Below are 21,114 nucleotides of genomic sequence, written 5' to 3' on the forward strand. Positions count from 1 at the left end.
CCGGGCGGCGGCGTTGCGCAGGGCGGCGGCCTCCGCGTTCTCCGCGGCGCGGTCACATCACCGGCTGGCCGCGCCGCCTGAGTACGTCGCTGGGAAGGGCTGTGGCAAGCGCGGTAAGGGCTTGTACCGCGGTGTCGACACCGGGAGCGGTCAGCACCTCCCGCCGGCTCAGCGTGAGCACCCTGCCGACCACACTGAACTCGGTGATGTTCGCCTGTCTCGCGGTATCGCGCACCCGCGGCGTCATCAGTTCCTCGCCGAAGGCGGCCTCATGAACGTATCGCGCCTGGCCGGAGGCATGGTCGATGGCGATCCGCACCTTGGGTAGATCCCGCACCGGAAGGCTCACCGTGATCTGGGTCCAGCGCGTGTAACGCTGGACCGCGATCGGCCATTCGCCCAGCCTTCCGGTCACGGTGCCGACCGGAGTACCGAGTTCGGCCTGCCCGGTAGGCATCTGGGCCGATGGTGGGCCGAGAACCCACCCCCGCTCTCGCGCGAGTAGGGCGAACGGATCCTGTTCAAGCGGTGGCGGAGTGGGCGTGGCGTTGTCGGCCGCGGTGGCCGGCGAGCCTTTACGTCTCCGGCGACGTTCCCGGGTCGCCACGACGAAGGACAGTGCGCCGAAGATCACTGTCAGCGGTGCGGCCACCATCGATGTGATGGCAGCATGCCGATTCGCTGTGCGTACCGAATCGTTGTGTCTCGCGACCATCTCGTCGTACGTGAACAGTCCACTGCCGTTGCCATTGAAATCCATAATGCTGCATTGATCCGTGCGAGCCATCACCACGCCATTGCATGTTGGGACGTAGTTCGGGTCCGGCTTCTTGCCCGGGAGCGCGCTGAGGGCGGTCACAACCACCCCGACGGCCGCGAGGACATAGAACACGCGTGCGGCCGTGTTTCGCGGAAAAAGGCCCCTGCGAGTCAACGCATTCGCGAGAGCGGACAGCTTACGTGCCAGGCCGTCGGCGAAACGACGCTCGAAGTTACCGGTCATCGCAACAAATTATTTCGCACATCTGTCCAGCGTGCCCCCGGCATAACCCGCGTCCTTCCCTTCCCGGCCGTTCAACGATATCCACCGGTGGGCCGGATTGAAGCGTGGTGCGCGAAATGGCGACAGTGGTGCGTGAAATGGCGACAACGCGGATGATCGCTCATTCGACGAGCGTGATCAAACGGGGCGGGAGGGCGAGAAGATCGAACGGCTCACCGCCCCGGCCAGGACGGGTCCCGGCCGATGAACCCCAGCAGCCTGGTCTGAGGGTCCGCGTCGGCGGGCACCTCGACCCGGGTGCCGTACTGGCCGGAGGCGCGGAGGGCCTCCTCCATCTGTTCCATGCCGCCGAGAAGCTGCGCGCAGAAGTCCTGGTCCAACCGGTCGTCCTGGCCGGTGGCCCGGGACAGGTCCCAGGTGTGCATGAACACGTCGGCGGTGTAGGACCGGTCGATCGCGGTCGCCAGCGGCAGGGCGCCGATGTGCGGGTTGGTGAGCTCCCGGTGCGCCGTCTCCGGATCGTCCAGCACCGCCTGCACGCCGTCGCAGTGCACCTGCCACGCGGCGATCGGGTCCTCGTCCACCGACGGTCCGTGGGGCAGTTCGAGGCCGGCGCCGGAGGCGAGAAACCCGGGGAGCCATTCGGTCAGGTGACGCACGACGTCGCGGGCGGTCCAGCCGGCGACCGGAGAGGGCGCGTCCCAGGACCGGGTGCCGCGGACCCGGGCGGTGAACAGCCCGGCGACCTGAAGGTGTCGCTCGGCCGGACGGTCAGACAGCGCCATCGGCGATCATCCTCTCCAGCTTGGCGTAACCCTCGTTGACGCCGAGCTCCATACCGCTGCGCAGCCATGCGTCGCGACTTTCGAAGCTGTCGACCAGCGACTGCGCCCGCAGCCGGGTACGGCCGTCGCCGAGGTCCTCGAACCACAACGTCTCCAGCGCGACTCCGTCGGGATCGCCGTCGAACGTGAAGGTCTGCACGATGCGGTCCGGCCGTACCTCGTGGAAGCAGCCGTGGAACCCGTACTCCACGCCGTCGTGCGCCGAGACGTACCGCCAGCTGCCGCCGGTACGCGCGTCCCAGTGCTCGACCCGGGTGCTCGTGGCGTCGGGGCCCACCCACCGGGCGAACAACACCGGATCGGTGTGGGCGCGCACCAGCTGCTCGGGCGTTGCCGCGAAGTCACGAGTCGTCCGGATCACCGGCAGCCTCGGGTCCGCTTCGATGGTGGCCTCCTTGATGCCGGCCATGTTCGTCTCCTCTCATCTCCACCAGAACGGCGTCGAGGCGGCGGTAGCGCTGCTCGACGCGGCTCCGGTGGCGTTCGATCCAGCTGTCCATCGAGTCGAGGGCCTGGACCTCCAGGCGCACCGGCCGCGGCTGCCGCCCCGGCGGTCGGCTGACGAGCCCGGCGTCCTCGAGCACCCGCAGGTGTTTGTAGACGGCCTGCAGCGTCATCCGGTACGGCTCGGCCAACTGGCTCACGGTCGCGTCGCCCTCCGACAGCCGGGCCACCATGTCGCGCCGGGTCGGATCCGCGAGGGCGGCGAAGACCCGCGACAGCGTGTCCGTGGTCATGCTCTCCCAGTTTCAACTCGATGGTTGAAAGGACCGTAGACCGTAGGCCGCCGCTCGTCAACCAGGTGGTTGAAAGGCGGTCGGTAACCGTCGCCTCGTGCGCGCATCGGCGACTCCCGGTGCGGGAAATGGCGCGCCGGGAGCCGGGCGACTTCCTCCCCTTCCGAGCAGCATCGTCGTGGCGCAGCACGCGACGTTCGCGGCGCCGGAGGTGACCGTGCGCCCCACCCGCCGCCGGCACCGCACGTCAACCTGACCGCAACCGCCCTGAGCGCCTGCGACCTGCTGAGTGACGGTTGATCCGCGCGGTGTTCCCGCGAGTGCGGATCGTCTCGCGCGCCGTCCACGGCCGTACGACGACCGGGAACAGGCCGTTCCTGAACGACACGGTGGTCCCCGTGTTCGCCCGGACGGTGCTGGCCGGGACGGCCTGGCCCGCTCAGGCGGCGGGCGCGCCGAACCACCGGGGCAGCCGGTCCAGCAGCTCGGCCTGGTCCTCGCCGACCCAGGCGACGTGGCCGTCCGGCCGCAGCAGGGCCGCGGGCACGTCGAGTTCCTCGCTGACGTCGACGACGTGGTCGACCCGGTCCTCCCAGCCGGCGACCGAGAGCCGGCCGGTCTGGTCGAGCAGGAGCCCACGGCCGCCGCGCGTCAGCTCGTACAGGCGTCCTCGTTTCAGCGGTACGTCCCGCATCCGCCGGCCGAGCAGTTCGTGCCCTTCGCCGAAGTCGTAGCGGACCCCGACGGCGATGATCTTCTCGAGCACGTACCGGTGCGCCTCCTCGAACTCCATGAGTTCCGCCAGCAGCCGGCGTACGGCCTGGGGGCCCGGCTCGGGGGACAGCAGCAGGGTCTGCGCGCGGGTGGTGTTCAGCACGTCGGCCGCCACCGGGTGCCGTTCGGCGTGGTAGCTGTCCAGCAGGCCTTCGGGCGCCCAGCCGCGGACCTCGGCGGCCAGCTTCCAGCCGAGGTTGAACGCGTCCTGGAGGCCGAGGTTGAGGCCCTGCCCGCCGATCGGCGGATGGACGTGCGCCGCGTCGCCGGCCAGCAGCACGCGGCCGGCCCGGTAGCGCTCGGCCTGCCGGGTGGCGTCGCCGAACCGGGACGTCCAGCGCGGCGAGTGCACGCCGAAGTCGGTGCCGGCGAACACCCGCAGCCGCCGCTTGAACTCGTCGAGGGCCGGCGGGACCGTACGGTCCTCGGCCACCCCCTCGGCGGGCACGACGACGCGGTACAGGCCGTTCCCGGAGGTCCCGAGGCCGAACCCCCGGTGGGTCTTGCGGACCTCGGCCACCACGGCGGCCACCGTCTCCGGCGGCACGCCCACCTCCATCTCGCCCAGCAGCGTCTCGACCGTGGTGGGCTCGCCGGGGAACCCGACGCCGAGCAGCTTGCGCACCGTGCTGCGGCCGCCGTCGCAGCCGACGAGGTAGCGCGAGCGCAGCCGCGTGCCGTCGGCCAGCTCGGCGGTCACCCCGTCTTCGTCCTGACTCAGGCCGGTCAGTTCGCGGCCGCGCCGGAACTCGGCGCCGGCCTCGACGGCGTGCTCGGTCAGCAGGCGTACGGTGGCGGGCTGCGGGATGCCGAACGTGTAGGGCTGGGTGGTGTCCAGGCGTTCGGGCGCGGGTTTGTCGATGCCGGCGAAGTATCCGCGGAGCGGGTGCCGCCGCCCGTGCGCGAGGAACCGTTCCAGCAGACCGCGCTGGTCCATGATCTCGACGCTGCGGGCGTGCAGGCCGAGCGCGCGTACCTGCCGGGTCGGTTCCAGGTCCTTCTCCAGCACGAGCACGTGCACGCTGTGCAGCCGCAGCTCCCCGGCCAGCATCAGGCCGGTCGGCCCGCTACCGACCACGATGACGTCGATCATGAATCCCCCAATTGCGTTCCGGCCGACGATTTTGCGGCACGACCCGGGTCTTGCCGCAAGCCCCCGGGTGCGCTATAGATTGAAAATGCAGGGAGTGCGCGCACTCCCTGCATTTTTTTGCCGTGGGGCCGGCGAATGACAGGAGGCGGCGATGCATGACCTACTGACCTTTCTGCGCGCCCGGTTCGATGAGGACGATCGCGCCGCGCGACTCGCGGCCGACTACCGGAGCCGGCCGAGCGACTACGACGCGTCAGCTGAAGAGAGGTGGCATTGGGTGGCCGGCCGTACCGGAAGACCCATCCACGTCGGTGTGGGTCACCCGGACGACTACCACCGGGGAGTCGAGCTTCGGAGCGTTAACAAGTACCCGATACGCTCGGAACCCGGGCTCTCGCCGCATCACGTCCTGGCGTTGTCCTCCGCCGTCGCCACCTGGACCGCGGACCACATCGCCCGTCACGATCCCGCCCGCGTGACCAGTGAGATCGAGGCCAAACGCCGGATCCTGGAACTCTTCGACGCCTCACGAGGAGGACGGGAGCAGGGGCGCGCCGGTTGGGCCGAGGACGTCCTTCGCCTGCTCGCGCTGCCCTACGCGGAACATCCCGACTACCGGGCCGAGTGGGGGCGGATGCGTGAGCGCGTCAAGGTCTACGTGTGGTCCGTGGCCGACGGCGATGCCATGGTCCGTCTCCCCGTAATCCCCGGGGAAGAGGTACGCGAGCTACGCGTACCCGCCGCGTCCATCGCGGCAGAGGTCGGCAGAGCGGAGAACGAACTGGAAGGGTGTCAGCTCACCGCGAAGATCGGCACGACCGATGACGGTGAGACGTCCCTCCGCGATTTCCGGCTCCTCAAAGGCTCTCGGGCGCGCGACTATTACTGACCACCCGACCACTCGGACTCCGTGACCGGCGGATCGATGTGTGGTGGGGGAAAACCCCCGGATGAAGTCGGGCGATCGCCTCGTTCCCCACGGCGCCTTGGAATTCATAGCGTGGCGCCCATGGCCGACATGGGGAGGTTTTGTGATCGAGGCTCGTGGTTTGACCAAACGCTATGGATCCACGGTCGCCGTTGACCGGCTGGAATTCGAGGTACGGCCTGGTGTCGTGACCGGATTTCTCGGCCCGAACGGTTCGGGGAAGTCCACCACGATGCGCATGATCTTGGGCCTGGACGAGCCGGACGCCGGAGACGTGCGGATCGGCGGGCGCCGGTACCGCGAGCTGGGCTGGCCGCTGCGCGAGGTCGGGGCCCTGCTCGAAGCCAGGGCGTTTCATCCCGGCCGGTCCGCCCGATCCCACCTGCGGGCGCTGGCGAGGGGTAACGGTGTCCCGGACCGCCGGGTGGAGGAGGTTCTCGGCGCCGTCGGGCTCGCCGACGTCGGGCGGAGAAGAGCGGGGGCGTTCTCCCTCGGCATGGCCCAGCGGCTCGGCGTCGCCGCGGCGCTGCTCGGCGACCCGGGCGTACTGCTGTTCGACGAACCGGTCAACGGGCTGGACCCCGAGGGGATCCGCTGGATCCGCGATCTGATGAGGGGCCTGGCCGCCGAAGGCCGTACGGTCTTCGTCTCCAGCCATCTGATCAGCGAGATCGCGCTGACCGCCGAGCATCTCGTGGTGATCGGCCGAGGGCGGCTGCTCGCGGACACGTCGGTCGCCGAGCTGTCCGCCCGGTCGACCTCGCTGGAGGACGCGTTCTTCGAGCTGACCCGTGACAGCGCCGAGTATCGAGGCGACCCAGCGGTCCAGGGTGGCGATCTCGGCGCACCGAGACGAGGAGGGATGTCATGACCACCGCCACGTGGGAGTCACGTGCACCGGCCGGGCACTACCGGTTCAGGCATGTGGCGCGGATGGAGTGGACCAAGCTGTGGAGCCTGCGCTCGACGTGGTGGACCCTGGCGATCACCTTCGCCGGCGCGGTCGGCATGGCCGTCGTCGTGGGAGCCAACACCAAGAACGCGTCCGGCGACCTGACGAACAACGCGCTCGCCGGCGTGATCCCCGGGATGCTCACGATCGGCGTCCTGGGTGTGCTCGTCATGACCGGTGAGTACTCCTCCGGCGCGATCAGGTCCACACTCGCCGCGGTACCGAACCGGCGGCTGCTGCTGGCCGCGAAGACGGCGGTGTACGGGGGCTCGGTGCTGGCGGTCGGAGAGGCCGGGGCGTTCCTCGCGTTCCTGGCCGGCGGGGCCGCCCTGCCGGCCAGGGTGCCGCCCCCTTCACTCGGCCAGCCGGGGGTGCTGCGAGCGGTCGTGCTGACCGGTGTGGGACTGTGCCTGATCGGGCTGCTCGGTCTCGGCATCGGCGCCATCGTCCGGCACACCGCCGCCGCCATCGCCGTGCTCGTCGGCGGGGTGTTCGTGGTGGCGCAGTTCATCGTCATGATCGCCCGGCCGGTGATCGGATATGTTCCGATCACGATCGTGGGGAGCTCGCTCGGCGCGGTTCAGCCGCAGGGCGACGCACGACATCACATCCTGTCGCCGTGGTCCGGGCTCGCCGTGCTCTGCCTGTACGCCGCCGTCGTGCTGGGGGCCGGCGCATGGCTGCTGGTCCGCCGGGACGCCTGAGCGGAGGATGAACGGATGAACGCGATGGCCGCGGACCCGCCGAGTCTCAGGAGAACGCTCACCGCGTTCGCGACGGCGCCGTTCACTCGCCGTGCACGGGCCGAGCTGTCATACCTCGTCGTCTCGGCGACGACCGGCATCGCCGTGCCGGTCGCGGCCCTCGCGTTCCTCATCGTCATGGGACTGCTCGCGCCCGGCCCGGCCAAGCCGGAGAACGTCTCCTTCGCCGGCCTGGCCGCCGGTGCGCTGGTGCTGCTTCTTCTGGCGACCCGCGTCGCGCGACGGCTCGGCTCGTTCCAGCGCCAGCTGGCGGCTCGGCTGCTCGGCGAGCGGGTCGCGGAGCCACCGTCGTTCCGTCCCGGCCGGGGCGTTCTCGGCCGGCCGGCCGCGAGGCTCCGCGACGGCGCCGGCTGGCGCGCCGTGGCGTACCTGCTGCTGAGAGTGCCGGTCGCGTTGCTGGGGCTGTACGCCGTGGAGTACTGGGTCACCGGGTTGGTCAACCTGAGCTACCCGTTCTGGTGGGGGCTGTTCCGCAACCACCGGCCCGAGGTCCACCTGAGTCCGGTCCCGTTCCTGACCCCGCTCCGGAGCGGTCCGTTCCACGTCGCCACGTACCCGGGGACGCTCCTCGTCTTCGCCGCGGGCGCCGCGTCGCTGTTGGTCGCGCCCTGGGTGAGCAGGGCGGTCGTGCTGGCGGACCGGTGGCTGATCCGCACCCTGCTCGGCCCCGGCAGGCTCATGCAGCGGGTCCGTGACCTGGAGCAGACCCGGGCCCAGGCGGTGGACGACTCCGCCGCGTTGGTGCGCCGGCTCGAACGCGACCTGCACGACGGCGCGCAGGCCCGGCTGGCCGCGCTCGCGATGAACCTCGGCCTGGCCAAGGAGAAGCTCGGCGACGACGACCTCGGCCAGCTCGCCCAGATCCGCGAGCTGGTCGACGCCGCCCACCAGGGCGCCAAAGACGCCCTCGGCGAGCTGCGCGACCTCGTCAAGGGCATCCACCCGCCGATACTCGACACCGGCCTGCCCGACGCGCTGGCAACACTCGCCCTCGGCAGCGCCATCCCGGTCGAGGTGACCAGCGAGATTCCCCGCCGGCCCACACCCGCGATCGAGACGATCGCCTACTTCTGCGCCGCCGAGCTGCTCGCGAACGCCGTCAAGCACAGCCACGCCGACACGATCACGATCCACGTGGCCGAACCGAGCGGGTGGCTGCTGCTCACCGTGACCGACGACGGCGTCGGCGGGGCCGACCCGGCCCGCGGCACCGGCCTGTCCGGACTCGCCCATCGAGTCGGTACCGTCGACGGCCACATCGACATCGCCAGCCCACCCGGCGGGCCGACCCGCGTCAGCATCCGGCTGCCGCCGCACGCGTGAAAGCATCCGGAACATGCGTGTCGTGATCGCCGAAGACGCCGCGATGATGCGGGAGGGCCTCATCCGGCTGCTCGCCGACCGTGGCCATCGGGTGTGCGCCGCCGTGGCGGACGGCGAGGCGCTGCTCACCGCGGTGGCCGAGCACGGTCCCGACGTCGCGGTGGTGGACATCCGAATGCCGCCCACCCACACCGACGAAGGGCTGCGCGCGGCCCTCGACATCCGTCGCGACCATCCGGCGACCGGGGTGCTGGTCTTCTCCCAGTACATCGAGCCGAGGTACGCCGCCCGGCTGCTCGAGGGCGGTGCCGCGAAGATGGGCTACCTGCTGAAGGACCGGGTCGCCGACGTGGCCGAGTTCACCGACGCGCTGGCCCGGGTCGCCGCGGGCGGCACCGCGCTCGATCCCGAGGTCGTCGGCCAGCTCCTCCGCACCGGCCGGCCCGGCCTGGACATGCTGACCCTCCGCGAGCGCGACGTGCTCGCCCTGATGGCCGAGGGCCGATCCAACGCCGGCATCGCCGAGAGCCTGGTCATCTCCACCGGATCGGTGGAGAAGCATGTGGCCGGCATCTTCACCAAACTCGACCTCCCTCCCTCACAGGGCGACAATCGCCGGGTGCTGGCGGTCCTGCACTACCTCCGATCGTGACGACGGACGCAGGCTGACCGCCCGGCTCACCGCTACGCGTCGTCCGTGCTCCACGCCTGCCGTTCCTGGCGGTGCGGGTCGTCGACCTGGGTCCACTCGGCGCCGACGCGCATCGTGGCCCGGCGTTCACGGTCGTACGGCTCCCAGCCCGGGTCACCGATCGTGGCGAAGCGGATCCACGCGTCGTGCATGCGGGCCGCGAGGTCCGCGGGCGGCCGGTCGGGACCGAGCAGGGCGTCCGGCCCGTGCAGCTGCGGGAGGTGCGCGAGATCGAAGACGAAGGGGAGCTCCATCGTGTGGGCGGCGCCGAGCTCGCCGCCCAGAGCGCGCGAACGCCACCCGAACTCGTACGCGAACGTCGCGGATCCGGCATGGGCGGCGTGCGCGCCGAGCAGGGCCCGGGTGCCCGCGCCGAACAACCCGTCGCCCATGATGGCGGACCGCAGCGCACCGAAGGACGCCTCGGGACGTGTCTCGCGGTACGTCTCGACGAGCCGTACCGGATCCGGGTGGGTGCCGGCCGCCGCCGCGTCGACGTCCTCGGCGGTCGAGGTGGAGTACCGGCCCACCGGGACCAGGTAGAGATTCCCCTCCTCGGTGTTGGTCCCGGCGAGGAGGTCGACGCGGTCGCCGTGGCCGGCGGCCACCGACACGGCGGGCTGGGTGTCCAGAACCAGGCTGAACGGGCTCAGCCCGATCAGCGGGTCGTAGTGGGTCTCGGTCCGCAGGTCGATGCCGGCGAGCCCGGAGGCGGCCTCGACCAGGCGTTCGTCGGAGATCTCCGCGAAGGCGCCGGCGCGGGGCTCGACGCCGAGGGCCCCGGCCGCCGCCCTGGTGACGCGCGCGGCCTGCTCGGTCGTGAAGGCGCCCAGGCCGCTGCCACTCTGCACGATCACCCGCCGGAACAGCCCCGCTGCCTCGGGATCGGCGAGGACGCCACCGGCGATGGTCGCTCCGGCCGACTGGCCGAAGAGCGTGACGTTGTCCGGGTCGCCGCCGAAGGCGGCGATGTTCTCCCGTACCCAGCGCAGCGCGGCGACGACGTCGAGCAGCCCGCGGTTGGCGGGGGCTCCGGGCAGGTCGAGGAATCCGGCGATGCCCAGCCGGTAGTTGAGGGTGACGAGGATGACGCCGTCACGGGCGAAACCCGATCCGTCGTACAGCGCGGCCCGCGTCGACCCGGCGACGAATCCGCCACCGTGGACGAACACCATGACGGGCAGCTCGCCGTCCGGGGCGGGCGTCCAGACGTTGACGGTGAGGTAGTCCTCCCCACGGCTCCATCCGGTGCCGAAATAGGGGGACATGTCCACGCTGCCGAGCCGGCGTTCGGACTGCGGGACGGTGGGGCCGGGCACGGTGGCGTCCCGTACGCCGTCCCACGGCTCGTGCGGCTGCGGCGGAGCGAACCGGCCGGCGCCCCGAGGCGGGGCGGCGTACGGGATGTTCAGGAAGGTGGCGATGCCGTGCCGGCGCAGGCCACGGACGGCGCCCCGCGCGGTGGTCACGATCGGGTGGGTCACGGTGATGCCTTCCATCGAGTCTCAGCCCTGCGCGGAGTACGGGGTGAAGGGCGCCCAGCCCTTGATCGCGAACCTGCTTCCGTCGCGCTCGACCTCCGCGGCGCCGTGGCCGCCCAGATGAGCGGGGATCAGGAGCGCGTGGTTGTCGGCGGCCCAGCCCAGCAGCCTGCGGCGGGTGGCGCGGGCGCCGGTGGGGTCCTCGCAGAAGCAGCTGTTGGCGTCCGGTTCGAAGATCTGTACGGGGTTGTGCAGCAGGTCGCCGACGAACACCGCGCGGTCCGAGCCGGACGTGAGGGTGAGCACCGAGGAGCCCGGCGTGTGCCCGGGAGCCGGGTCCAGGCGCAGGTTGGCGTCGATCCGGTGGCCGTCCTCCCACAGCAGCGTCCGGCCGGCCTCGTGCACGGGGGCCACACTGTCCTCGAAGACGTTCTGGTTGCCGCGACCGAGGAGCGGCCGATGACCGTTCGCCGGATTCCAGAAGTCGAAGTCCGCCTTCGGCATCAGGTAGGTGGCGTTCGGGAACGTCGGCACCCATCTCCGCCCGTCCAGACAGGTGTTCCAGCCGACGTGGTCCACGTGGAGATGCGTGTTGACCACGACGTCCACGTCCTCGGGGCGGACTCCGACGCGGGCGAGGTCGTCCAGGAAGCCGGTCTCCAACCGGCTCCAGACCGGGGAGTACGGCCGGTCCTTGTGGTTGCCGACCCCCGTGTCGACCAGGATGATCCGGCCCTCGCTACGGAGCAGCCAGGTCTGGATGGCGGCGTTGACGATCCGGGTCTCGGTGTCCAGGAAGTCCGGCGCCAGCCAGGACCGATGGGTGTCCCACACCTCCGCGGGGCTCTCGGGAAAGAACGTCTCGGGCGTCATGTCCACGGGCCCGAAGTACTCCCGGACCCGGGTCAGCGTCACATCGCCCAGAGTGATGGTGTCCACGGTCGTTCTCCAATGTCAGCGGTCGGTACCGGACCACTGTCACCGGCGTCTTGGCGGGCGGGCCAGACCGGCTGATGCCTACCCCCGGCAGGGTCAGGCTCCGTTCTTCGGCGAGTCCCATACTGGGATGCATGGGCGGACAACGGCAGCTCGGAGACTTCCTGCAGACCCGGCGGGCTCGGCTGCGGCCCGAGGACGTCGGCCTGCCGGACTACGGTGAACGGCGCCGGGTGCCGGGCCTGCGGCGGGAGGAGCTCGCGCTGCTGGCCGGAGTGAGTTCGTCCTACTACACCCGCCTGGAGCAGGGGCAGTCGGTGGGCGCCTCACCCGAGGTGCTGGACGCGATCGGCCGGGCCCTGCGCCTGGACGAGTCCGAGCTCCGCCACCTGCACGACCTGGCCGGCAGCGCGAAACGGGGTGCGGTCACCCGCCGCCCGCCCGCCGAGCACGTGGACGCGTCGACCCTCGAACTGCTGGCGGCCCTCGGCGACGTTCCGGCCCTCGTCAGCGGGCGCCGGAGCGATGTGCTGGCCTGGAACCCGCTGGGACACGCGCTGCTCGCCGCCCACCTCGACCCGGACAGCCCGAGCAGGCCCGCCGACCGGCCCAACCTGGCCCGGCTGGTCTTCCTCGACGCCCACACCCGCGCGCTCTACGCCGACTGGCCGGCCAAGGCCAGGGCGGTGGTGCGAAACCTGCGGATGGTGGCCGGCCGGCACCCCGACGACGCCCTGCTCGCCTCACTCGTCGGTGAACTCAGCATGAGGAGCCCGGAGTTCGCCGCGATGTGGGCCGACCACAGCGTCCGGCCCTGCGACTCCGGAGTGTTCGAGATGCACCACCCCCTGGTCGGCACGCTCACCGTGACGCAGCAGAGCCTGCGTCCGCCGGGCAGCGAGGAACGGCTCGTCGTGCTGGCGACGGCCGCGCCGGGCTCCTCGTCACAGGCCGCCCTCTACCTCCTCGCCCAGGCGACCGCCGCCGAGGTCGAAGCCGGCTCCTCCGCTCCCGCGCCGAATCCCTGACCGGGGCCGAGGTTCAGGCGAGCCGGGCGATCGACTTGTACTCCAGGTAGGCGGACAGGCCCTCCGGGCCGAGCTCGCGCCCGACGCCGCTGGACTTGTAGCCGCCGAACGGCGACGAGGACTCGATCATGTAGGTGTTGACGCCGTACGTTCCGGTCCGTACGCGGCGGGCGATGTCGAGGCCGTGGTCGGCGTCGGCGGTCCAGACGGTGCCGGCCAGGCCGTAGTCGCTGTCGTTCGCGATGCGCACGGCGTCGTCCTCGTCCTCGTACGGGATCACCGTGAGCACCGGACCGAAGATCTCCTCGCGGGCGATCCGCATGTCGTTCGACACGCCCGCGAACACGGTCGGCGTGACGTACCAGCCCCGGTCGTACGGCCGTCCCGCCCCGCCGAGGGCCACCTTGGCGCCCTCGTCCTGGCCGATGCGGATGTAGTTCTCCACGCGTTCGCGCTGGCGGGCGGCCACGAGCGGGCCGATCTCGGTCGCCGGATCGGCCGGGTCGCCCACCCGCATGCCGCGAACGGTCTCGGTCAGCGCGCCCACGACCTCGTCGTACCGGCCGCGCGAGGCCAGGACGCGGGTCTGCGCGATGCAGGCCTGCCCGTTGTTCATCAGCGACGCGAGCTTGAGCCAGCCCATCGTCGCGTCCAGGTCGGCGTCGTCGCAGATGATCGCCGCCGACTTGCCGCCGAGTTCGAGGGTGCAGCGCTTGAGCTGCTCGCCGCAGATGGCGCCGATCCGGCGGCCCGCCGCCGTCGAGCCGGTGAACGCCACCTTGTCCACGCCGGGGTGCCGTACGAGGTGCTCACCGGTCTCGCGGCCGGCCGCGACGATGCTGACCACGCCCTTGGGCACACCCGCCTCGGTCAGCATCTCCGCGAGCGGGTACGCGTCGAGGGGCGTCTCCGGCGCCGGCTTGATCACGATGGTGCAGCCGGCGACCAGGGCGGGGGCGAGCTTGAGCGCGATGATGAACTGCGGGACGTTCCACGGCACGATCGCGGCCACGACACCGACCGGCTCACGGCGTACGGTGACCGGCCCGAGCATGCCCGCGCGCTCCTCCTCCCAGGGCACGTCCAGCTCGCTGAAGTAGCCGTACACGGCGAGCGCCTGCCCGGTCTGCCCGAGCTGGGAGAACGAGATCGGCGAGCCCATCTCCTCGGTGATCAGCTCGGCCATGTCCTGCATCCGTTCGCCGAACAGCGCGGTCAGCCGCCCGACGACGGCGCGGCGCTCGGCCGGATCCATGCGCGGCCACGGCCCGTTGTCGAACGCCTCCCGCGCCGCGGCCACCGCCCGGTCGACGTCGGCGGGCGTCGCCTCGGGCACCCGGCCGATGACCTCCTCGGTGTGCGGCGAGACGACGTCGATGGTGCCGGTGCCGGCGGGCGCGACCCACTCGCCGCCGATGTAGAGCCGATCGTGCTGCCGCATACGAGCCTCCGGAGGCGGGAGGAAGTAACCGAGTGCTTGCTTGGCATCTTCGCCGCTGCCCCGGGTCTTGTCCACAGTGCCGGTCCGGGGGGACGACCCCCCGGAGCCCCCCGATGTGGAGGGCTCCGCCCCCCACGCCCCCCACGGGTTGAGGCCGGAGGAGGGCACTTCCAGGGCAGCGCTCGGCGTTCTTGTGACACCAGAATTCTCTACTCACACAAGAACCGCGTCATCGAACCCTTTTCATCGTGACGATGCTGGTCACAGGGTCCGTTCAGGTCCGGCCGTCCGTGTTCAGGCGCTTTGGCGTTGCTTCTGTTGCTGCATGAGCTCCTCGATGGCGGTGGGCAGGGTCGTCTCGAAGTCGATCAGCTTGGCCCAGGTCGGCTTCACCACGATCCGGACCATGCCGTCGTAGAGCGCCTGCACGCCGGCCTCCCACTCGGCCCGCTGCTCGGGCGTCATCTCGTAGGTGCCGTTCCACTGCATGTACTCCTCGGGGATGCCGTCGACGACGTCCAGCTCGGCCTGACCGCGGATGAGCAGGACCTTCGGCGGGTGCGCCTCGGTGTCGATGGTCAGGGCCACCGCCGGGTTGCGGCGCAACGCCGGCAGCTTCCGTGCGTTCTTCGCGGTGCACATGACGATCTCCGAGCCGTTCCAGGTGATCCCGATCGGGATCGCCCGTGGAGTGCCGTCCAGCGCGACGAAGGCCATCCGGGCCAGGTCACGGGTCAGGAGTTCCTGGCTGATCGGCCGGGCGAGGACCTCGTCGACAGCGCTCTGATTCATGATCGGTCTCCTCGGTGGTGGGGGTTCAGGGCCGGACGGGAAGGTCGTAGTAGCGCAGCGCGCTGGAACCGAGGCGGGACAGGTCGGTGCCGTACACGTGGATCGAGATGGCGGTGCGGTCGCCGGGGTTGGCGACCCGGTGGAGGTCGCCGGGCGGGGCGAAGCCGGTGACCGCGCCGGTCGTGTTGGTGACGCGTCCCGCCGGGACGAGGACGTCGCCGCCGTCGGCGAGCGTGAACAACTCCTCGTCCAGCGCGCCCTGGATGACGCCGAACACGCACCAGCTCACGTGGTCGTGGACCGGCGTGACGCGCCCGGCCGGCCACACGATGGCCTGGATGGAGAAGGTCCCGTCGGGCTCCACGTGCAGCAGGCGGCTGCGCGGGCCGTCCTGGCCGTTGGCGAGGTCGCCGGCCAGCGCCTCGGGCCGGGGCAGGTCACGCCGCAGCGCGCCCGCGACGCGCTCGGCGGTGCGCCGCCAGTCGCCGCCGCGGTCGACCTCGGAGCGGATTCCCGTGACCAGGCCGTCCAGCTGGGGCGTGACGGGCAGGGCCTGCTTCAACACTGTCATGGCTGTCCCTTCAACCGTTGCGGCCGCACTCTCGGGCCGTGACCCCAAGCTATGAGTAGAGTGGAGCGAATAAGAGGTCCAATATTGGATGAGTTATGAGTACCAGTTCGCCTGAGTTGTTCGTGGAGCTCGACCGCTCCCGCCCCCGTGGCCTGCGCGCCCAGCTGGAGCGGAGCCTGCGGGACGCCATCCGGGCGGGCCGGCTGCGCCCCGGCGTACGGCTGCCGTCGTCCCGGGCGCTGGCCGCGGATCTCCAGATCACCCGCGGTGTCGTCGTCGCGGCCTACGACCAGCTCACCGCCGAGGGCTACCTGACCTCCCGGCAGGGCCAGGGCACCGTCGTCAACGCCGTCACCCGGCCCGACCCGCCACGGCGTCGCGACCCATCGCCGGCCACGGTCCGCTACGACTTCCGGCCCGGAGATCCGGACGTCGGTCTGTTCCCCCACGCGGCCTGGGCACGGGCCACCCGCGCCGCACTGCGGTCACTGTCCGACGACGCACTCGGCTACGGCGACCCGGCCGGTCTCCCCGTACTGCGCGAGACACTGGCCGACTACCTGCGCCGGGTCCGCGGCCTGTCGTGCGCACCGGACGATGTCGTGGTGTGCAACGGCTTCTCGCACGGGCTGAGCCTGCTGGCCCGGGTACTCGCCGACCGGGACACCGCCGAGCGGGGCGTCGCCGTGGAGGATCCCGGCCACCCGTCCTGGCGCGGGCAGATCGAATGGGCCGGCGCCGCCTGCCTTCCCGTCGAGGTCGACGACGAGGGGGTGCGCGTCGACCGGCTGGCCGCGTCCGGGGCGGGCGCGGTGCTCACCACGCCCGCCCACCAGTACCCGACCGGCGTGGTGCTGTCCGCCGACCGGCGGATCGCCCTGACCGACTGGGCCCGCACCAGCGGCGGCTACATCATCGAGGACGACTACGACGCCGAGTACCGCTACGACCGACAGCCCGTCGGCGCCCTTCAGGGGGTCGCGCCCGACCACGTCATCCACGCCGGCAGCCTGTCCAAGAGCCTGGCCCCCGGGCTGCGGCTCGGCTGGCTGGTCGTCCCCCCGGCGCTGCGCGGCGAACTGCTCGCGGTCCGCGCCCACAGCGACCGGTTCACCACCTCGATCATCCAGGCCACCGCCGCCGACTTCATCCGGCACGGCGATCTCGACCGGCACCTGCGGCGTACCCGCCGCATCTACCGCCAGCGCCGTGACGCGCTCATCGAGGCACTGCACCGCCACCTGCCCGCCTGCCACACGACCGGCATCTCCGCCGGCCTGCATGCCGTGGTCCGGCTGCCCGACGGAGCCGACGCCACCCGTGCCGCCGACACCGCCGCCCGGCACGGCATCCTCGTCCGCCCGCTACGATCCGGCCCGGGCCGGCCCTCCCAGCCATCGGCCCTCGTCGTGGGCTACAGCACGCTCACGCCCCACCGCATCGAGGAGGGCATCCGTCACCTCGCCACCGTCCTGGAGATCCCCTGATCGGGGGGTGCGGCTTCGCAGAGCAGGGTGGCGCGGCGCGTACGGCGGGCCTCGGCGAGTGCCGCGGTGCGGGCGAACAGGCGCGGGCTCATCACCTTCTGCCATTCCCGCAGGGGCCGAACCCGCCATCCGGAGTGCTCGGCCGGGTCGAGGACGATCGCGTCGAGCTCCTCCGGCGTCAGCACACCGCCGTCGAAGACGAATCCGACCTTGGCGCACGGCCAGCCGGAGCCCGGTCCCAGAAAGTGCGTCAGCAGAAGCGCGGGAGCTCCGGCGAACGCGATCCCGGTCTCCTCAAGGCATTCCCGTACCGCTGCGGCGAACGGCGTCGCGTCGCCGTGCTCGACGTTGCCACCGGGCAGCTGCCAGGCCTCGGCCTTCTGCGCGGACCGCAACGCGAAGGGATTCCCCTCGCGATCGGTGAAGTACAGCGCCGCGTACATCGTCGCGTGGGGAAGGGTCTGAACGTATTCCTCAACGGGGAGCCAGCTCACTGGTTCCTCCCGGAACAGACGGTGGTGACGTTGAGTATGCGTCAGATGCCGGACCGCTCGGCCGTACGCTGGGAGCCTCCCCGGAACTCACCTCGACCGGCCCTCCCGGGATGAAGGAGAGGACGCGAATGTCGGAGCGACCGCGGCTGGTGCGGGCCGGCCGGGCGATGGCCGTGGCCACCGCCGTCTCGCGCATCACCGGGTTCGTGCGCACGCTGGCTCTGGTGGCCGCGCTGGGCCTGGGCACCCGGCTGCTGGACGCCTACACGGCGGCGAACGTCACCCCCAACACGATCTATGAGCTGGTGATGGGCGGGGCCCTGGCCAGCGTGCTGGTGCCCCTCCTGGTCCGTACGGCCGCCGACGACGGCGTCGACGGGGACCTGTTCGCGCAGCGGCTGCTGTCCCTGGTGGTCTACGGCCTGTCGATCGTGGTGATCGTGACGATCATCGCGGCGCCGTTCATCGTGGGCCTCTCCGTCCCCGGGTTCACGCCGGGGCAGCGGGAGCTGGCCGTGGTGTTCACCCGGTACTTCATGCCGCAGATCCTGTTCTACGGGGTGAGCGCGACCCTGTCCGCGGTGCTCAACGCCCGTGGTCGCTTCGCCGCGCCGATGTGGGCGCCGGTGGCCAACAACCTCGTCGTCATCGCCACCGCCGTGTCGTTCCTGCTGATCGGCGGCACCGGCAGGCTGGAGTCCCTCACCCAGGGGCAGACGCTGCTGCTGTCGGTCGGTACGAGCGCCGGGGTCGCCGTCCAGATGGCGGTGCTCCTGCTGTCCGGCCGCCGGGCCGGTTTCCGGCCGAGGCTGCACGCCGACCCCCGGGGCATCGGGGTCCGCAGGATCGCCGCCATGGCCGGGTGGACGATCGCGTCGGTGAGCGCCGCCCAGGCGGTGTTCGTGGTGATCACCAGGCTGGCATCGCACGCCGGGCCCGGAGCGGTCGCCGTCTACTCCAACGCGGGCACGCTGTTCCAGCTGCCGTACGCCGTCATCGCGGTCACCGTCATCACCGGAGTCCTGCCCCGGCTGAGCCGGGCAGCCGCCGACCGCGACCTCGGCCGGGTCATCGCGGATCTGTCCCAGAGCCTGCGGCTGACCGGCGTCGTCCTGGTTCCCGTCGCCGCCGCGCTCATCACGCTCGGCCCGCGCCTGACCACCGTGCTGTTCGACCACGGCAACGCCTCGCCCGCCGCGGCCCGCCTCACCGGCCTGGTCCTGGCCGCGTACGGGCTCGCGCTGGTCCCGTTCGCCGCGTACCAGATCATGTTGCGCGTCTTCTACGCCCTCGGCGACACCCGTACCCCGGCCCTGATCAGCGTGGTGGTCTCCGCCGTGACGGTCGGCACCTGCCTGGCCGCCGCCCGGCTGTACCACGGCCCGCACCTGGTCGTCGCGCTCGCGGCGTGCTCCGCGCTCGCGTACACGACCGGGCTGCTGCTCACCGCGTACGCGCTCCGCCGCCGAATGGGCCGCCTCGACGGGCACCGCCTGCTGAACGCCCACGTCCGGATGCTCGTCGCCGCGGCCCTCGCCGCCCCGGCGACCGCCGGTACGGCGTGGGTCGTCGGCTCGGCGACGGGTACCGCCTGGACGGCCTCGCTCCTCACGGTCACCGTCGCGGCCGCGGCCGGCGGCGGCCTCTATGCCCTCATCGCCCGCGCACTGCGCATCACCGAGTTCAGGACGCTGACCGCGGCGCTACGCCCGCACGACCTGTGAACGCCGCCGTCGTACGGCGACGATGACGAGGGAAACGCCGACGACCATCCCGATGGCACCCAGGAGGACTTCCACTTTCGGGGTGGTCTCCTCGCAGGTGACCGCGGCGGCCATGGTCCGGTGCCCGTACGGCACGGCGGTGTCTCCGCCGGCCGCCAGGAGGCTGCAGCCGTCGTTCCGGCCTTGGGACAGCCCGAGGGCGAAGAAGACCAGGCTCGGGATGAGCACCGCCGCGGCGAGCAGGGGGAGGAGCCACGAAGACCCTGTTCTTCGCGGCGGCTGTGCGGCGGAGGGCGGGAACGGGACGCGCGCGGTCCGGCTCGGCGCATGGGCGGGGCCCTGCGGGGCCGGCGGTGTCGGCTGGTCGACCATGGTCTGGACGGGAGCCGGCAGCCATGAGTCCCGCGTGAGGGGAGGGACGAGCGCCTTGAGGATCCGCGCGGTCGTGGGCCGCTGGGCGGGCTCCTTGGCCAGGCACCGGGCGACGAGTTCCCCGATGTCACCCTCCAGGCCGGTGAGATCGGCCTCCTGGTGGACGATCCGGTAGCTCAGAGCCTGCGCAGGGCCCTCGCCGAAGGGGCGCACTCCCGCGGCGTGGGCGAGGACCAGGCCGAAGGCGAAGATGTCCGACGCGGGGGTCAGCGGCTCCCCGGTGAGTACCTCGGGAGACATGAACCCGGGAGTGCCCGCCAGGGCGGTGGTCTGCGACGCGTCCGTGGCGCGGGCGATACCGAAGTCGATCACGCGCGGGCCGTCGGCCGCGAGAAGGACGTTGGACGGCTTGAGGTCGCGATGGACGAGGCCGGCCTCATGGATGGCCTCCAGCGCCTCGGCGATCCCGGCGCCCAGCACACGCAGGGTCTTCTCCGGGAACGGGCCGTGTTCGGCGAGCGCTCGCTCCAGCGAGGGGCCCGCGATGAAGGCCGTGACCATCCAGGGCGGGTCGGCGGCGGGGTCGGCATCGACGACTCCGGCGGTGTGCAGGCCGTTGACCCTGCGGGCCGCCTCGATCTCCAACCGGAACCGCCGACGGAACTCCGGGTTCGCGGCGTGAACCCGATGGATGAGCTTGACCGCGACCGGGCGTCTCCCCGGAGTCAGGCCGAAGAACACCTCGCCCATGCCACCCACGCCGAGCCGGCCCAGAAGGTGATACCTGCCCACCTCACGTGGGTCGCCCGCCCGCAATGGCTCCACCGGCACCCGCCTCCGTGGCCCGACCTGTGCAAAGTGCGGAGCCTATAGGACCAAACGGGACTCGGCCTCGCGTTCCGAGCCGCATGAGGAAGTCCTGCCACACACGCGGCTCCACCCACAGCTCGGCGTCGACGGTCACCGCCTCCACGCCGGGAGCCCGGCGGGCGGCGCGTTCGCGCAGTGTGTGCGTCAGCGTCTCGGCGAGCAGCGCGCCGTGGTCGGACAGCGGCGAGCCGTGGACCGTACGGTAGCGGCGCTCCCGCCGGCGTGCTCGCCCGGCTGGTTCCGTACCTGCCCGGTCGTGCTCGGGGGCACCGGCCCGGCCCGAATGGCGAGTCCGCGTGCGCGAAACGGCGACGTGTACACCGTGGCGCCGTTTACCGTCTGGCTGATCAGACGAGGTCCACCTGAGATATCAACAGGAGGAGAAGTGCGGAACATCGTACGGTCGGCGCTGGTCGCATTGGCCGGGGGATCCCTGTTGTTCGCCGGTGCGACCGCTGTTCAGGCGGCCCCGGACTCCCTGGCACAGTCGGAACCGGGTTCCTGGTCGGTCGCCTTTTACAAGGGCGGTGATTACCTCGGAATGATGTCCGATTACTGCCCTCCTCCCAATGTCCACCGCTGGGTGTGGGACGTGCCCTCCGCCTACACGTCCGCCACCCAGTACCACGCCCAGGGGCCGTGCGCCCTCACCGCGTTCTACTACAGCGGAGGCACCGGGACCGGCGTCGGGCTACAGCGCTACTCGCTCCGCGTCGGGTTCGGCGCGGTCAGTGGACATGTCGATTCGATAGCCGCCTACGGAGACGCGTAACGGGCATCGTGCCTTCCGGCTCTGGTGCCACGCTCG

The 21,114-nt window shown here is 71.4% G+C and carries 21 protein-coding genes; 9 read left to right on the forward strand and 12 right to left on the reverse strand.

Features of this window, described 5'->3' with window-relative positions; translation table 11 throughout:
- Positions 1-52: 52 nt before the first annotated feature.
- The 5 genes from QSK37_RS41680 to rox all read right to left on the reverse strand — a co-directional run bounded on the left by QSK37_RS41680 (position 53) and on the right by rox (position 4,452).
- On the reverse strand, positions 53-1,003 hold the full coding sequence (locus QSK37_RS41680) for a hypothetical protein (RefSeq protein WP_285632576.1): 951 nt from the start codon (positions 1,001-1,003) through the stop codon (positions 53-55).
- 212 nt (positions 1,004-1,215) lie between these two features.
- Positions 1,216-1,788, reverse strand: coding sequence for a TIGR03086 family metal-binding protein (locus tag QSK37_RS41685; protein ID WP_285576594.1), 573 nt, complete (start codon positions 1,786-1,788; stop codon positions 1,216-1,218).
- Positions 1,775-2,257, reverse strand: a complete 483-nt coding sequence (locus QSK37_RS41690; protein WP_285632579.1) for an SRPBCC family protein — start codon at positions 2,255-2,257, stop codon at positions 1,775-1,777. Before QSK37_RS41690 ends, QSK37_RS41685 begins: the two co-directional genes overlap by 14 nt.
- The gene (locus QSK37_RS41695) at positions 2,190-2,585 is read right to left on the reverse strand and encodes an ArsR/SmtB family transcription factor (RefSeq protein ID WP_285632582.1); all 396 of its coding nucleotides are present in this window, start codon (positions 2,583-2,585) and stop codon (positions 2,190-2,192) included. The genes QSK37_RS41690 and QSK37_RS41695 overlap by 68 nt, the downstream gene beginning before the upstream one ends.
- Before the next feature lie 439 nt (positions 2,586-3,024).
- Positions 3,025-4,452: a rifampin monooxygenase gene (rox, locus tag QSK37_RS41700; protein WP_285632585.1), complete on the reverse strand. Its 1,428-nt coding sequence runs from the start codon at positions 4,450-4,452 to the stop codon at positions 3,025-3,027.
- Positions 4,453-4,603: 151 nt separating this feature from the next.
- On the opposite strand from rox, the gene QSK37_RS41705 reads away from it, so the two are divergent.
- From QSK37_RS41705 to QSK37_RS41725, 5 genes are all read left to right on the forward strand, one after another.
- On the forward strand, positions 4,604-5,341 hold the full coding sequence (locus QSK37_RS41705; protein ID WP_285632588.1) for a DUF6221 family protein: 738 nt from the start codon (positions 4,604-4,606) through the stop codon (positions 5,339-5,341).
- A gap of 142 nt (positions 5,342-5,483) precedes the next feature.
- Complete coding sequence (locus tag QSK37_RS41710; RefSeq protein ID WP_285632590.1) at positions 5,484-6,251, forward strand: ABC transporter ATP-binding protein; 768 nt, start codon at positions 5,484-5,486, stop codon at positions 6,249-6,251.
- Positions 6,248-7,036 (forward strand): hypothetical protein, encoded by a 789-nt coding sequence (locus QSK37_RS41715; RefSeq protein WP_285632593.1) that lies wholly within the window; start codon positions 6,248-6,250, stop codon positions 7,034-7,036. The genes QSK37_RS41710 and QSK37_RS41715 overlap by 4 nt, the downstream gene beginning before the upstream one ends.
- A 15-nt stretch (positions 7,037-7,051) precedes the next feature.
- Complete coding sequence (locus QSK37_RS41720; protein WP_285632596.1) at positions 7,052-8,419, forward strand: sensor histidine kinase; 1,368 nt, start codon at positions 7,052-7,054, stop codon at positions 8,417-8,419.
- 13 nt (positions 8,420-8,432) lie between these two features.
- On the forward strand, positions 8,433-9,071 hold the full coding sequence (locus tag QSK37_RS41725; protein ID WP_285632598.1) for a response regulator transcription factor: 639 nt from the start codon (positions 8,433-8,435) through the stop codon (positions 9,069-9,071).
- 32 nt (positions 9,072-9,103) lie between these two features.
- On the opposite strand, the gene QSK37_RS41730 is transcribed toward QSK37_RS41725, so the two are convergent.
- Positions 9,104-10,609, reverse strand: a complete 1,506-nt coding sequence (locus QSK37_RS41730; RefSeq protein WP_285632601.1) for a carboxylesterase/lipase family protein — start codon at positions 10,607-10,609, stop codon at positions 9,104-9,106.
- Between the two features lie 6 nt (positions 10,610-10,615).
- A complete protein-coding gene (locus QSK37_RS41735) occupies positions 10,616-11,530 on the reverse strand; it encodes an MBL fold metallo-hydrolase (RefSeq protein WP_432705650.1) in 915 nt (304 codons plus the stop codon).
- Positions 11,531-11,661: 131 nt separating this feature from the next.
- Here QSK37_RS41735 and QSK37_RS41740 point away from each other — a divergent pair, with 131 nt between their 5' ends.
- On the forward strand, positions 11,662-12,555 hold the full coding sequence (locus QSK37_RS41740) for a helix-turn-helix domain-containing protein (protein WP_285632604.1): 894 nt from the start codon (positions 11,662-11,664) through the stop codon (positions 12,553-12,555).
- A gap of 13 nt (positions 12,556-12,568) precedes the next feature.
- Here the strand turns inward: QSK37_RS41740 and QSK37_RS41745 are convergent, their stop codons facing one another.
- From QSK37_RS41745 to QSK37_RS41755, 3 genes are all read right to left on the reverse strand, one after another.
- Entirely contained in the window at positions 12,569-13,996 is a 1,428-nt protein-coding gene (locus QSK37_RS41745; RefSeq protein WP_285632606.1) for an aldehyde dehydrogenase, read from the reverse strand.
- A 294-nt stretch (positions 13,997-14,290) separates the two neighbouring features.
- Positions 14,291-14,788, reverse strand: a complete 498-nt coding sequence (locus QSK37_RS41750; RefSeq protein ID WP_285632608.1) for a pyridoxamine 5'-phosphate oxidase family protein — start codon at positions 14,786-14,788, stop codon at positions 14,291-14,293.
- Positions 14,789-14,813: 25 nt separating this feature from the next.
- Complete coding sequence (locus QSK37_RS41755; protein ID WP_285632610.1) at positions 14,814-15,359, reverse strand: cysteine dioxygenase family protein; 546 nt, start codon at positions 15,357-15,359, stop codon at positions 14,814-14,816.
- 95 nt (positions 15,360-15,454) lie between these two features.
- Between QSK37_RS41755 and pdxR the strand changes: the two genes are divergently transcribed.
- Complete coding sequence (gene pdxR / locus QSK37_RS41760) at positions 15,455-16,846, forward strand: MocR-like pyridoxine biosynthesis transcription factor PdxR (RefSeq protein WP_285632611.1); 1,392 nt, start codon at positions 15,455-15,457, stop codon at positions 16,844-16,846.
- Here pdxR and QSK37_RS41765 read toward each other — a convergent pair.
- The gene (locus tag QSK37_RS41765) at positions 16,816-17,340 is read right to left on the reverse strand and encodes an NUDIX domain-containing protein (RefSeq protein WP_285632612.1); all 525 of its coding nucleotides are present in this window, start codon (positions 17,338-17,340) and stop codon (positions 16,816-16,818) included. The two genes, pdxR and QSK37_RS41765, sit on opposite strands and share 31 nt — an antisense overlap.
- Positions 17,341-17,468: 128 nt before the next feature.
- On the opposite strand from QSK37_RS41765, the gene murJ reads away from it, so the two are divergent.
- The gene (gene murJ, locus QSK37_RS41770) at positions 17,469-19,064 is read left to right on the forward strand and encodes a murein biosynthesis integral membrane protein MurJ (protein WP_285632616.1); all 1,596 of its coding nucleotides are present in this window, start codon (positions 17,469-17,471) and stop codon (positions 19,062-19,064) included.
- Here murJ and QSK37_RS41775 read toward each other — a convergent pair.
- Complete coding sequence (locus tag QSK37_RS41775; protein WP_285632620.1) at positions 19,044-20,228, reverse strand: serine/threonine-protein kinase; 1,185 nt, start codon at positions 20,226-20,228, stop codon at positions 19,044-19,046. The genes murJ and QSK37_RS41775 overlap by 21 nt on opposite strands.
- Before the next feature lie 463 nt (positions 20,229-20,691).
- On the opposite strand from QSK37_RS41775, the gene QSK37_RS41780 reads away from it, so the two are divergent.
- Positions 20,692-21,078 carry a hypothetical protein gene (locus QSK37_RS41780; protein WP_285632622.1) on the forward strand — a complete coding sequence of 129 codons (387 nt, stop codon included), beginning with the start codon at positions 20,692-20,694 and terminating at the stop codon, positions 21,076-21,078.
- Positions 21,079-21,114: the final 36 nt, after the last annotated feature.

This window comes from Actinoallomurus iriomotensis, from assembly GCF_030269445.1.
Lineage (GTDB): Bacteria > Actinomycetota > Actinomycetes > Streptosporangiales > Streptosporangiaceae > Actinoallomurus > Actinoallomurus iriomotensis.

Coding starts and splice junctions, on each gene's coding strand:
- QSK37_RS41680 (WP_285632576.1), bottom strand. CDS start 1,003: ATGACCGGTAACTTCGAGCGTCGTTTCGCCGACGGCCTGGCACGTAAG.
- QSK37_RS41685 (WP_285576594.1), bottom strand. CDS start 1,788: ATGGCGCTGTCTGACCGTCCGGCCGAGCGACACCTTCAGGTCGCCGGG.
- QSK37_RS41690 (WP_285632579.1), bottom strand. CDS start 2,257: ATGGCCGGCATCAAGGAGGCCACCATCGAAGCGGACCCGAGGCTGCCG.
- QSK37_RS41695 (WP_285632582.1), bottom strand. CDS start 2,585: ATGACCACGGACACGCTGTCGCGGGTCTTCGCCGCCCTCGCGGATCCG.
- rox (WP_285632585.1), bottom strand. CDS start 4,452: ATGATCGACGTCATCGTGGTCGGTAGCGGGCCGACCGGCCTGATGCTG.
- QSK37_RS41705 (WP_285632588.1), top strand. CDS start 4,604: ATGCATGACCTACTGACCTTTCTGCGCGCCCGGTTCGATGAGGACGAT.
- QSK37_RS41715 (WP_285632593.1), top strand. CDS start 6,248: ATGACCACCGCCACGTGGGAGTCACGTGCACCGGCCGGGCACTACCGG.
- QSK37_RS41720 (WP_285632596.1), top strand. CDS start 7,052: ATGAACGCGATGGCCGCGGACCCGCCGAGTCTCAGGAGAACGCTCACC.
- QSK37_RS41725 (WP_285632598.1), top strand. CDS start 8,433: ATGCGTGTCGTGATCGCCGAAGACGCCGCGATGATGCGGGAGGGCCTC.
- QSK37_RS41730 (WP_285632601.1), bottom strand. CDS start 10,609: ATGGAAGGCATCACCGTGACCCACCCGATCGTGACCACCGCGCGGGGC.
- QSK37_RS41740 (WP_285632604.1), top strand. CDS start 11,662: ATGGGCGGACAACGGCAGCTCGGAGACTTCCTGCAGACCCGGCGGGCT.
- QSK37_RS41745 (WP_285632606.1), bottom strand. CDS start 13,996: ATGCGGCAGCACGATCGGCTCTACATCGGCGGCGAGTGGGTCGCGCCC.
- QSK37_RS41750 (WP_285632608.1), bottom strand. CDS start 14,788: ATGAATCAGAGCGCTGTCGACGAGGTCCTCGCCCGGCCGATCAGCCAG.
- QSK37_RS41755 (WP_285632610.1), bottom strand. CDS start 15,359: ATGACAGTGTTGAAGCAGGCCCTGCCCGTCACGCCCCAGCTGGACGGC.
- pdxR (WP_285632611.1), top strand. CDS start 15,455: ATGAGTACCAGTTCGCCTGAGTTGTTCGTGGAGCTCGACCGCTCCCGC.
- murJ (WP_285632616.1), top strand. CDS start 17,469: ATGTCGGAGCGACCGCGGCTGGTGCGGGCCGGCCGGGCGATGGCCGTG.